Annotated in this window: 6 protein-coding genes; all 6 read left to right on the top strand. The window is 49.0% G+C overall.

Annotated elements, in window-relative coordinates:
- The first annotated feature begins 39 nt into the window (after nt 1-39).
- Nucleotides 40-6,465, top strand: coding sequence for an S-layer homology domain-containing protein (locus PJDR2_RS32160; RefSeq protein WP_015846821.1), 6,426 nt, complete (start codon nt 40-42; stop codon nt 6,463-6,465).
- Nucleotides 6,466-6,601: 136 nt separating this feature from the next.
- Entirely contained in the window at nt 6,602-8,122 is a 1,521-nt protein-coding gene (locus PJDR2_RS26485; RefSeq protein ID WP_041613649.1) for an ABC transporter substrate-binding protein, read from the top strand.
- A gap of 34 nt (nt 8,123-8,156) precedes the next feature.
- Nucleotides 8,157-9,866 carry a histidine kinase gene (locus tag PJDR2_RS26480; RefSeq protein ID WP_015846819.1) on the top strand — a complete coding sequence of 570 codons (1,710 nt, stop codon included), beginning with the start codon at nt 8,157-8,159 and terminating at the stop codon, nt 9,864-9,866.
- A 2-nt stretch (nt 9,867-9,868) separates the two neighbouring features.
- Nucleotides 9,869-11,482, top strand: a complete 1,614-nt coding sequence (locus PJDR2_RS26475; RefSeq protein ID WP_015846818.1) for a response regulator transcription factor — start codon at nt 9,869-9,871, stop codon at nt 11,480-11,482.
- On the top strand, nt 11,479-12,309 hold the full coding sequence (locus tag PJDR2_RS26470; protein WP_015846817.1) for an acyltransferase domain-containing protein: 831 nt from the start codon (nt 11,479-11,481) through the stop codon (nt 12,307-12,309). Before PJDR2_RS26475 ends, PJDR2_RS26470 begins: the two co-directional genes overlap by 4 nt.
- 99 nt (nt 12,310-12,408) lie before the next feature.
- Nucleotides 12,409-13,266 (top strand): sugar phosphate isomerase/epimerase family protein, encoded by an 858-nt coding sequence (locus tag PJDR2_RS26465; protein ID WP_015846816.1) that lies wholly within the window; start codon nt 12,409-12,411, stop codon nt 13,264-13,266.
- The last annotated feature ends 29 nt before the right edge of the window (nt 13,267-13,295 follow it).

The raw sequence follows: 13,295 nt of genomic DNA, 5'->3' as shown, positions 1-13,295 counted from the left end.
TATTGACAGCGCTTTCAAGTAGAAAATAGGAGGATTTCGATGAAACGGTTTTCCTTGCACGATATCGGAAAGACATCTCTTAAAGTGATGCTCATTGTCAGCTTGTTATTGAGCACGCTTTTTGGCAATGCCGCTAGCAGAGTTAGTGCTGACCCCGGCCCCGGCCTGACTCGCGTACCAACGAATCCGTATCCAAGCCCTGCGGTGGATAGTGCTCTAGCCAAGCATGATTTGACCTATGCGCCTAGCCCGCTGGACAATCCGCTAAAAGGATTTGCGCCGTTCTATCCGTGGGAAACGGAAACTTCCTTTCCCCATAGCTTGGAATGGTATTATGTCCCGCTAAAGGCGGTGATGAATGGCCCGGATTCCTTTACGTTCGATACGGGCATTGAGCCGGCGCTGAATGCCATTGCGGCAAGAGGGAATCAAGCAGCGCTTAGAGTTTATCTTGAATATCCGGGTAAAGACGATGCCATACCGGCGTTTATTCATGACAGCGGCGTTGCGATGCGCCATAACGATACCTTTAACCAAGACGAGCCGGATTACGACGACCCTTTAATGGTCACGTATTTGACTAACTTCATTAAAGCCTTCGGCGCAAAATATGACGGAGATCCGCGTATTGGCTATATTCATATGGGCCTCGTTGGTTTGTGGGGGGAGTGGCATACTTACCCTTACGATGAGGATACGGCTGACGGGCTGCCTAACTATATGCCTAGCGCCGATACAATCAAAGAGCTTTTTACCGCTTATGATACAGCCTTCAACTATACGAAGCTTGAGGTCCGATACCCGGGCTTGCCCGGCGCGTCGGAGTACAATATAGGCTATCATGACGACTCCTTCGGTTATAAAGAAGGTGATCCGCCGCAAAGCGTAACGCAGCCCGAGAGTATGGGCGGAGCCTATTATTCGTTCCTGACCAAGATGCTGGAAGCCGGCTCGGAAAATAAATGGATAACGGAATCGGTTGGCGGGGAAGTACGCCCGGAAATCCAGAGCCAGCTGTTCAGCGGCGGGACTAACGTTGATAATGCCATGGATGATATCGAACTGACTCATGCGACGTGGATGATTAACCAAGGCGGTATCAGCAATTATAAGGCAGGCGATGCTGCCGTTGCCGCGGGCGTGAGAAAGATGGGCTACGATTTGAATGTGAAGAGCTCATACTACAATGACATTGCTCAAGGCGACCCGCTTAAGGTTGGTGTAACCATTCAGAATAATGGCGTTGCTCCTTTCGCTTATCCTTGGAAGGTAGAGCTGGGAGTAAAGAATGCATCGGGAAAACTCGTGAAAGAGTGGGATACAACCTGGGATTTGACGAAGGTTATGCCTTCGGAGATCAGAACGTATCCGGAATGGAATGTAGCCGGCGATCCGAAATATGTTCCATTCGGCGAACCCTATTATTTCGATACAACAATTGCCGCTCCTGGCTTAACGGACGGTTACTACTATTTAGTGATGAAGGTTGTAAATCCGTTAGAGGCTATTAGCGCTAAGGCGAAAAAAGTAGGATTCGCGAATACGGATCAAGACAAGTATGGCTGGTTGAATTTGGGGTCAGTAAAGATAGGTGATTGCACTTCACCGTGTTCAGAACCTCCAACTTCACCGCCGGCACCGCCAAAGCGTCTGCTTGTGGATGATTACGACGGAACGCCGGCATGGTCCGAGAATACTCAAAATGATCTGAACCAATGGACCGGATCAAGCAACTTTGCCAATGGGAATGGCGCCGGTGTTGTAGAGGACGGCGCATTAGTGCTGCAATATCAGAATATGTCGCGCATGGAAACGAATATCGGCCGTAATCTATCCGATACGGGCAAGCTGGTCATACGGGCGAAAGGAGCTGCCGGAGGCGAAGAGAAGCAGGTCAATATCAGTATTGGCGGCGTAACGAAAACACTCGGACAATTCAGCGGCGATACGGTTACGACAACCTATAAGGACTTCGTTATCGATTTGCCTAGTCAAGGAGTAGATCTATCGCAAACGATTTGGAGCATTGCGATCTCGCAAGCTGCGTGGGGGACTACGGGAACGATCTATATCGATGAAATCTACTTTACGGATAAGGTGGAGTCAGATACGGATCCCGGTACTAACCCTGGCACGGATCCCGGCACCAACCCTGGCACGGATCCCGGCACCAACCCTGGTTCCGGTTCCGACAAACCGGGGCTTATCGAAGATTTCGAGTCCTATGCGGATGATGCTTCGCTTGGGCAAGCATGGACGGAAGCATGGTCCGACAAACCGGGCTCCGTTACAAGAGCGCTCGGACAGTCGAGCGGAAGCAAGGGCCTCCGGCTGTCGACCGCAATCGCGGATTCGGAGTGGTCGAATATTATCCATTCCATCCCTTCTGACAAGAGAGATTGGTCCAAGTATGACGGCTTAAGCTTTTGGGTGGACAATACAACAAACGACAATAAGGATTTCAGCTTAAATGTCGCGCTTCAGACGCCTGCAGCCAAAGGCGAGTTCGGATTAAAGGAAGGCGGGCATGCCTTAACGATTGCGGCGGATGGAAGCTTGCAGCCTGCGGCATTTAATGGAGCGTCGCTTAACGTTCCTGCAGGCTTCAAAGGTGTTGTGAAGCTCGGTTGGGATCAATTCGTTCAATCCGCATGGCAATGCGGCGGCGTTCAGGCAGACTGCGCAGCCCTGCTTGATCCAAGCGAAGTAACGGGGCTTCAGTTCGGATACCCGCCGGCAGGTTATCCGCATAACGTCATCACGATGGATGACATCATGCTCTATCGGGCGGATAAAAGTTTGGATGATTTCGAATCGTACTCGGACGATGCTGCCTTGCAGAACATCTGGCGGATAGACTGGGAATCCGGAGAACCGTCGACCCTTCGTACGATCGATCACGTGAATGTCTCGAATGGCACTCAAGCGATGAAGTTTTCCGTTTCTCCTCCTCCGGGCAAAACGGCATCCGATTGGGTAAACGTTAAACGCGTTGCCTTTAACGGGACGGATTCGGATTGGTCCGCCTTTGACGGGCTCACCTTCTGGGTCAACAATCTTTCGCCAAGCAGCAAAAATATGGATTTGAATATCTCGCTTGTTACGGATGCGCCAAAAGGCGAGTTCTCCTTGAAAGAAGGAGGAACCGTACAATTCTATCAAGGTGCCGAAGGCTGGAAAACAACTACTCTTGGCGGAGGCTCCCTATCCATTGCCGCAGGCTACAAGGGAATGGTGAGAATTCCTTGGAGCGCATTAGTCCAATCCGCATGGCAAGGCTGCGATGCGTGCGACGCGAAGTTTGATGCGGGCAAGGTTCTCCAAATTCAATTCGGCTTTGGCCCGAAAAATCAAGCTGACAATGTTCTCAGCATCGACCAAATTGCTCTCTATGCGTTAGCTGGCAGAACGAATGGATCAGGAGGAGGGAGCACGACCGAGCCTGTTGACCACCCGGCTCCGCCAGCTTGGGCAACAGCAGCCGGAACGGAGGCGCTTACGTATCGGAATGCGCCAGTGGACAATCCGCTTAAAGGCTTCCTTCCTTTCTACGATGCTTCGGAGGAGTCTTATTTCACCGAAGGCGATGATTGGAGAGACCGTCCAACGCAGCTTCCTTACAGCTTGGAGTTCTTCTACCTTCCGCTTAATAAGCTGATGAACAACCTGAATGATTTTAATTGGACGGAGCTGGACAAACGGCTTGAAGCCGTTGCCTCCAGAGGTAATCAGGCCGTATTCAGGGTCTATCTGGACTATCCGAACAAGCCGTCCGGAATCCCGCAATTCCTTCTGGACGAAGGGCTGGAGACTTACGCCTATTCGGAATACAACAACGGTAAGGATGCTACAAGTCTAGCGCCTGATTATAATGATGAGCATTTAATGGGAGCATTGGACAATTTCATTGGGGCGCTTGGAGCCCGATATGACGGCGATCCGCGTATCGGCTTCCTGACCATTGGATTGATCGGCTTCTGGGGCGAATGGCATACGTACCCTTACGACGGAAATATTAAGTCGCCAAATTTAATGCCGACAGACGCCAACCTGAAGCGGGTTCTTACCGATATGGATAATGCGTTTGACGAAACGCAGCTTGTACTGCGGTATCCGATGGATAACAGCACTTTAAAAACCAAAGAATTCGATGTCGGCTACCATGACGATTCCTTTGCTTTCCAGACCCTCCCGCCTAGTCTCGGAGGTCAAGGCTGGCATTTCTGGGGGAAAGTCAACGATGCCGGAGTGACGGATTTCTGGAAAACGAACAGCATGGGCGGAGAGATGAGACCGGAAATTCAACTGAAGATGTGGAACAATGATCCGCCTGTATACAATGAACCATCGGCGCCAATCGAGGGAGCGCAAGGCGAAGATTATTACACCAGCCTGAACTTGACCCATGCCTCCTGGCTGATTACGCAAGGGGTCTTCCAAACTCCGCTGGAATCCGAACCGCTGGCAAGAGCTGCCGAAGGGTCGCGCAGATTAGGCTATGAATATTATGTGCCTTCTGCCTATCTGGATGCAGCAGGCGGAAACCTGAAGGTCGGAGTAGAGCTTGAGAACAGAGGAGTAGCGCCATTCTACTATGATTGGAAGGTAGAGCTTGCGGCCAAATCCGAAAGCGGTATCGTGAAGGTATGGGAACCGGGCTGGGACTTGAAAGACCTGCTTCCCAATACAAACGGATTCGACAACAATAAGCTGTTCGAATCGGCGAGTAATCCGGCTTTAAGCAACGGAAGCTATCAAATCCTGATGCGCTACGTGAATCCGTTAGAGGAGATCAACGCGGACGCCAAGAAGTTCCGCTTCGCTAACGCGGAGCAGAATAACGACGGATGGCTGGAGCTTGGCAGCGTGGACGTATCGAATAGTGCGGCCGAGACTCCGATCAGAGTGACGGGCTTAACGGCGAATACGCCAAGCCAGCTTCAACTGTCTCTTGATTCCAGCGCACAGATCAATGTTGCAGTAGTGCCGGCGGAAGCGGGCAATAAAAGAGTAGTCTGGTCGTCGGCGAACAGTAAAGTTGCCTATGTCTCCGCTGCCGGGCTGGTCAAGGCTGTTGGTATCGGCAGCACCGTTATTACGGCTAAGTCTACTGACGGCAACTTGGAGAAGCAATTCGTTGTGGCGGTTGCGTCCAATGATTCGAGCTCGAACCCGTCCTCTGGCGGAACAACAACACAACCAGGGCCGGATTTAACGGATAAAGGAATCAAGCTGGGGCAGGACGCGGTAACCATTGTCCGTTCAACGGACGGCGTAACCGAAGCGGCCATTGACGCGAAGAAGCTCCAAGACGCCTTCCAAGCTCTTAGCGCCAAGCCATCCAGCGTAAAATTCAATTCCGTTATTATCGAGTTGAAAAACAACGGCGGAAGCGTGAAGGTGAATATTCCCTCGTCTGGATTAGCGGATGTTGGGAAGGACCTATCGGATGCGTCCATCCTTATCCTGACGGATTTCGGAAGCTACAAGGTTCCCGTCAAAGCTTTAGGCTTGGCCGATATAGCGCAAAAGCTTGGCACGAGCCTTGAGAATATGACCCTAAGCGTAGTTATCGATAAAGTTGCAGGCAGTACGGCGGATTTATTGGCTGAACAAGCAAGCAAAGAAGGGTTAACCTTGCTTGCTCCTGCTCTGGATTACAAAATCTATGCTCAAGCAAACGGAAAATCGGTTGAAATAACCGGCTTCGGCAGCACTTACATCGAGAGAACGGTTATTGTGCCGGGAGCCGTTAATCAAGCGAACGCGACTGCGCTTCTATTTAACCCGGATACAAGGACATTTACTTTTGTTCCATCTGTTCTTGAAGATAACGGGGGAAGTACGGAATTTGTAATTAAACGAAACGGGAACAGCATTTACGCGGTTGTTTCGGATTCGGGCAGCAGAACGTTCGCTGATCTTCAGGGGCACTGGGCCAAGTCGGAAATCGAATTGCTGGCCTCGAAACGAATCATAAACGGTACTGCGCCTGACCGCTTCTCGCCGGACCAACCGATTACCCGCGCAGAGTTTACGGCATTGCTTGTTCGTTCCCTTGGGCTTAGCTCTCCGGGTGCGGCTGCTGATTTTAGCGACATAGCAAAAAGAGACTGGTTCGCGGATGCTGTTGCAGCGGCCGTTCATGCGGGGATCATTAACGGTTATGCGGATGGTTCCTTTAAACCAAATGAAAGAATCACCCGCGAACAAATCGCGGTTATGACAGCTAGAGCTCTGAACTTTGTGAACAAACCGGTCCAAGCGAATGACAATGCCCTTGGAAACTATAAGGATCAGGCTTCCATAAGTCCTTGGGCTAAAGCTTCGATAGCCGAATTGCTCACTGCTCAAATCATAAAAGGGAAGTCCTTGACGACTATAGATCCGGCAGCGAATGCAACCCGAGCGGAAGCCGCCGTTATGATCAAACGGTTGTTGCAATTCGTCCAATTTATGAACTAAAAGGCAGATGAATACGGGAGCACATGGCGTTAGCGCTCATGTGCTCCTGTTCTATGACGGCGTATTCACGTTACTGGAATTAGTGTAGACTAGCATTGAGACTTGAGACTCTATGGTGAAGGGGAAGCATGACAAGATGAAGCGTGCAGTGATCGGTACCGTTGCGATACTTTCCTTATCTCTCGTATTCGCCTTATTCAGCCAGTATATTAACCTGGGTTCTTCCAAATCGCCAGGACCTCATAATCCCGGTACAACGGATAACGCTGGCAAAGACGCACCGGAATCATTTGTCACGCTGAAAGTGATTATGCCTGGAGACCAGTCGTCGCGCATGGGCGATTTTGTGGAAAATGAACTAAACGACCGGCTCAAGAAGGATTTGAACATGAACCTGGAATTGACCTATATTCCATGGTCCAATTACCAACAAAAATTGGAGCTGGCCTTATCCACCGGAGAAGATTACGACTTGTTCTGGTATGGCGCGCCATTCGTCTCCGTTTATTACAGCAAAGGCTATATTCAGCCGTTAGACGAGCTTCTTGGCCAATACGGACAGGATCTTATTAAGCATATACCCGAAGATAATTTCAAGCAGAACCGGATCGACGGGAAGCTTTGGGCGATACCTTCCCAGGCCTTTACATCCGCCGGGAAATTCTCCTCCGTTATGGTGCGCCAGGACTTGCTGGAGAAGGTTGGCATGACGGACATTAAGACGATAGCGGACTTGGAACAATTCTATCAACGAATGCATGCGATAGATTCAAGCTATTACGGCTATTTGGAAACCGACCGCGGGCATGAGTTGTTATGGCGCGAGTTGACGGACCAGAACTACACTTCCTTGGATGAAAGAATGTTATTTATGGTGGATGAGGATTCGGGAGAGCTGCTCAGCTACGTGGAGTCCGATCTATACAAGAAAGTAGCTCGATTACGCGAGTCCTGGGTGAACAAAGGGATTATCGACATGAACCTTGTGGGGAATCCGGCTGCGAAGATTGATCAGGAGAATGCGGGGAAGCTTCTATTCCGCGTAGGCGCGGTTTCCCGGGCGATGGAAAATCTGCAAACGGCGCGGAATGCCGATCCGGAAGCAAGGCTGCGCGAGTACTATCTCGCGAAAGAGAAGCCCAAGTATATTACGACGCCAAGCAATGAAGCCTTTATGATTACCTCCGCGTCGAAAAACCCGGAACGCGCAATGATGTTTATGAATTGGATTTTGCAAAGCAAAGAAAATTACAATTTTATTATTTACGGGGTTGAAGGAAAGGATTACGTGCTGGAAAACGGTAAAATCAAGCAATTAACCAATGATCAGCTGATGTACGAATGGATGTGGCGGAACAAGGACTATTTTATCGCGCCGGCTAACGTAGAGGATGACGTGATCGAGGATATGCTTGCGAACGACGAGAATTCCCGTATTTCCAAGCTGTCCGGGTTCCATTTCAACGAAGGTCCCGTTAAGAACGAAATCGCGCAAGTGATGGCGGTCTATAAAGAAAAATTCGAGCCTATCAACTTTGGGATAGCCAGTTACGATCAATATTATGACGATGCCCTCGCAGCTCTCAAGAAAGCGGGCTTTGATATTGTTTTTGCCGAATTGAAAAAGCAGTTCTCCGAATTCCAACGCCAGCATTAATGCGATGAGCCAGAAGCTGAGAGGACGATCAGTCATGAGCAGATTCAACATATTTACCAAATTGATCGCTACGTTATTGATTTTACTTATCCCGATCCTGCTCCTGTTCGCAGTATCGAATCGAACGAGCACGGATGTATTGACCGATGAGATTATCAAGGTGAAGAGATATCAGATCGAGACTTTCGCCAATCAGCTGGATCAATTGTTTTTCCGGCTGGATACGTATAAGAAAATGCTGTACGAAAGCACGGACGTGCGAAATTTAGCTTATCCCGATTTGCTTGACGATGTGCTGGGCAAATACAGGGTTAACCGAACCGTCTCGGAAGAAATTAACCGGCTTGCCGGTTACGGCGATTGGAAAGCCGTAATCGCGGTGCTCTATCCCAAGACCGGTATCGTTATCAAAAGCAACTCCAGCTTGAATGCGCTTCCAAAGGAGTTTCCTCTGCAAGATACCTTTTGGCAGTACTATTCCGATCCTAGCGAGGATTATTTTATGGGGATTTTGTCTTATCCCGAGAACTCGGCGGAGACGGGCGAGGCTCGTATGCGGGTTGTGCTTAAATTCGGCGTATCCGCGCTTCGGAGCGCCTTGTCGGAATTTAAAGCGAATGGCTCGGGCGATCCGTTCCTGTACCACCCAGGAGCGGAACCTATCTATAATTATTCGGTTAACGTGAAACAAATCGACGAATTTCTTCCCCGGCTTAAGGAGATAGATCCTTCGGCGGAAAGCGGATATATGCTTCTTCAATCCGACAAGACGAAGTACCAGGTTCATTATCAGAAGCTGGAATCTCTTGGTTGGTATCTCGTCGACTATGTGCCGATCAGCCATATTATGGCGCCGATCAGCCGGAACCAGACCATGTTTTACATCATAAGCGGCATGCTTCTGTTCATGGGGGCTTATCTAGCTTTCGTGATGTACCGCAATATTCAAATTCCGTTCCGGAAGATGATTCGGAATATGAATCTGATCGAGAAAGGGATTTATTCCGTTAGGATGACCGACAAGCCCAAAGGGGAATACCGGTTTCTGTACGACAGATTTAACTCCATGGCCTCCAAAATCGAGGAGCTGATCGTGGATGTGTACAAAGAACAGCTCAGGTCGAAGGACGCAACGCTGAAGCAGCTGCAGTCGCAGATCAACCCGCATTTTCTGTACAACACGCTTGCTTATATCAAAAGCATGATAGAGCTTAAGGAAAACAAAGCGGCTATCTCGATGACCATGAACTTAAGCAAGTATTACCGGTATACGACCAAGACGGGGAGCAAGATGGTGAAGCTGCAAGAGGAGCTGGACTTGATCCATTTCTATCTGGAAATCCATTGCATGCTGAGGGACGACTTCGAATTCCAGATCCAGATTGAGCCGCAGCTCGCGGAGCTCGAAGTTCCGCGGTTAATCGTACAGCCGCTTGTGGAGAATGTCATTCTGCATTCGTTCAATAATCATTCCGAATACGGAATGATACGCATTAGATGCTGGAGCGAAGAAGGAATGAACCATGCAGCCGTGGAGGACAATGGCACCGGGGGAGATTACGACATGATTGAATCTATGCGCAAGAAGATTCATTCGAGCAGCGAGGAAATAGAATCCGGGCTGAAAAACGTTCATCAGCGCCTGCGGTTAATGTACGGCAGCGATTCGGGCGTACATCTTAGCAAATCGGAGTTAGGCGGGCTCTGCGTGCAATTAAGCTGGAGCGGCAAGGAAGGTGTGTAAGCATGTACGAAATCTTGATCGTGGACGATCATACGCATTTGGTTGACAGTCTGGCTATCGGACTTCCGTGGGAGCAAATGGGAATCTCCAATGTTTATAAGGCTTATTCCGGCGAGGAAGCTCTGGAGCTGCTGAACTACCGTTCCGTTGATATCGTGGTAACGGATATTCATATGAACGGGATGAGCGGGCTTGAATTGATCGCCCGAATCAATGAGAAATGGAAAAATACGAAGGCGGTTATTATAACCGGCTATGATGAATTTCAATATGCGAGGGAAGCGATTCAGCAGCAGGTATGCGACTATCTGCTCAAGCCGGTATCGAACGAGGAATTGGAGCAAACGCTGCGCACCATTATCGATAGGATTAAGGAAGAAGGAAATGAGCTGCTTAATCAGCAGAAATTCGCTTACCGGTTTCGCGAAAGCCTGCCCAAATTAAGAGAAATGTTTTTGTTCGAATTGTTATCCGGCAAAAGCTACCCGTTATCGGCTTTGCAGGACAAGCTTCAATTGTACGGACTTCCTTTTTCCGCCGAACGGGAAGCCATTCTCTTGTGCATGAGAGTAGAGGAAGACTATTCGAATACGGATCTCTATAGTCTCTCGTTGATCGAATATGCCATGTTTAACATTGTGGAAGAGGTTTTCGCGAATAAATATCATGTGGCGTATTGCAAGGATTCGCATGATTATTTGATTTTTCTGGTTCAGCCCAATAGGGCGGAGCAATCAGGCAGAGACCACTCTGCGATAATAGAAGACTTAGCGAGGCTCTCCCAGCATCAAATCAAGCTTTATTTAAAGTCGAAGGTTTCCGTTGTACTAAGTAATTGGGGCGGGTTTCCAAAGGACACTCTGCCCATGTACCACTCTGCTTTATCGATTTATACCGATTATATCGGCTACCAGACCGAAAGCTTTTTTGACGCGAAGCAAAAGAAAGAGGTTTTCGAAATCCAGCCGCTTGCGGAGCTCTATCGTTCCCAAACGTTTATGGAACTAATCGATATGGAGCAATGGAACGGATTCGAGAGCAAGCTGAACCGGATATTCGATGAGCTTGAAAGCGCGGGCAGCGGAGCGCGCGAATACGGGCTGCAAATCTACGTTACCTTGCTGCAAGCCTATTCCTATTATTTGCACAAGAAGGGCAAACGGATCTTCGAAGTGTTCGGAAGAGAAATCGATAAGATGCTGAAGATTGATGCCGGTTGGAGCGTAGAGCCGTTAAAGGAGTGGGCTTTCGGCAGCTATGTTCAAATCAAAGCGTATAGCGACAGCCGCTCCGATAACATCCGCTCTGACTTGATGGAACGAATCCGCCGGTTCATACAAGAAAATATAAAGGATATCACCCTGCAAACGGTGGCCGATCATGTCAATCTGCATCCCGTCTATGTATCCAACCTGTTTAAACAGGAAACAAAGGAAAATTTCTCGAATTACGTGCTTCGGCTGCGTATGGAGAGGGCGGTGCAATTGTTAAAGAACAAGGATCTGAGGATAAGCCAAATCGCGCTTGAGGTCGGCTACCAGAAGCCGCAGTATTTCATAAAATTGTTTAAGACCCAATACGGGATGACGCCGCAAGAGTTTAAGAACGGGCAATGAAAGGACAGAAGTTTATGCATGTAAGCGAGTTTTGTAAAGGAATTCAATTAGGCGGGGAAGCCAGCCGAATCATTATAGATTACCGCATGGAAGAAGAGGAATATGCGAAGTTGAAAGAACATTTTCATACGGACCGTCATTCGTTTTTCCGTCAGGTTACGGGAACGGCGGGGTACAGGCAAATGCTGCTGTATCTGTTTGCGAGATTTGCCGTGGATGCGTACGAAGAATACCGGATTCGGGGAATCGAAGACAACATTTATTTCGATACGTTCACGGATATCCGGATTTGGAGCGAAGCCTGCTACCGGGATTACGGCGAGTATGGCATAGAAGAGTACAACTGGCTTCAGGAGCATGTCAGGCTTCAGTTATTTCGTCTGGGAAGACTGCAGTTTCAGCCAATGGCCTTTAACGGGGAGAGCTTGAAGGCAGGACAACGCTTGGTGGAAAAGAATCAGCTGGTGCTGAATGTTCACATTCCGGAAGGGGAACCGTTAACCCCGGATGCGGTATCGCATTCTTTCCTTATAGCCCGGAAGTTTTTCCGAGGAATCCCTTCGGTTTACATTTGCAGTTCATGGCTGCTCTATCCCGGTCTTGACCAGGTGCTGAAGGCTGAATCGAACATTCTGAAGTTTCAATGGCTTTTCTGCGTTTATGAAGTGAACGAAGCATCAAGGGAAGCGGAGCAAAGAATCTTTCATCGGTTAGAGACAAATCCCAATGATTACGGGGAAGTAACGAGCCTGCAGCGAGCAGCGAAAGCCTTATTGCTTAATGGCAGGAAACTTGGCAGCGGAAGCGGTATCTATATACCGGATTAAGGCGATTAATAGATAGGATCGTTTCCAAGCGTTAATCATGCTATTATTTAATAGATATTTCCATTAAGGAGTCAGCCACACTTGAAGGGAGATTCGATAATGAAATTTGGAATTAGCACTTATAGCTACTATCAAGCGCTTCAATCAGGGGAAATGGACGTTATTGATGTCATTGCCGCGATTGCCGAAATTGGCGGCGAGCATGTTGAGATTGTGCCGCTTGGCTTCAATTTGACGGAGAATCCGGAGTTAATTGAAGCGATCCGCCGTAAAGCGGATGAGGTGGGCATTGATATCTCCAATTATTTGATCGGAGCCAATTTTGCCGGTAAAAGCGAAGCGGAATTCGAGCAAGAGATTGAACGCGTTATGCGGGAAGTGGACATTGCGGCTAAGCTTGGCGTTCAATTGATGCGCCATGATGTGGCATCTTCACCGGATACGTCGATCCGTAATTTCTACAACGAGCTTCCTAAGCTGGCAGAGGCTTGCCGCCGGATCGCCGATTACGCGGCTACGAAGGGAATTACAACAACGGTTGAAAATCACGGTTATTTCCTTCAAGCCAGCGATCGTGTCCAGGCTCTCCTTCATGCAACGGACCGGGACAATTTCAGAACAACCCTGGACGTCGGCAACTTTGTCTGCGTGGACGAGAATCCGGTTGTTGGCGTCTCCAATAATATCGAGTACGCCGCTATGGTACATATTAAAGATTTCTATGTGCGTCATCCCGAAAGCGAACTTGGCGACGGCTGGTTCCGTTCCACCCGCGGCAATTATTTGCGTGGGGCTATTGTAGGCCAAGGCGATATCGACATGCGCCGTGTGCTTGGCATTGTGAAGGAATCCGGGTACGACGGTTATATTTCCATTGAATTCGAAGGCTTGGAGCCATGCCGTTTTGGCGTGCAGCAAGGCCTCAATCAATTGAAGAAGATCTGGCAATCGTTGTAATGACAGGTGGACTAATCATCATTATTTTA

The sequence above is a fragment of the Paenibacillus sp. JDR-2 genome, assembly GCF_000023585.1.
In the GTDB taxonomy this organism is placed as follows: domain Bacteria; phylum Bacillota; class Bacilli; order Paenibacillales; family Paenibacillaceae; genus Pristimantibacillus.
Note: the sequence above shows the minus strand (reverse complement) of the source record. Positions and strands in the feature narration are given on the sequence as shown.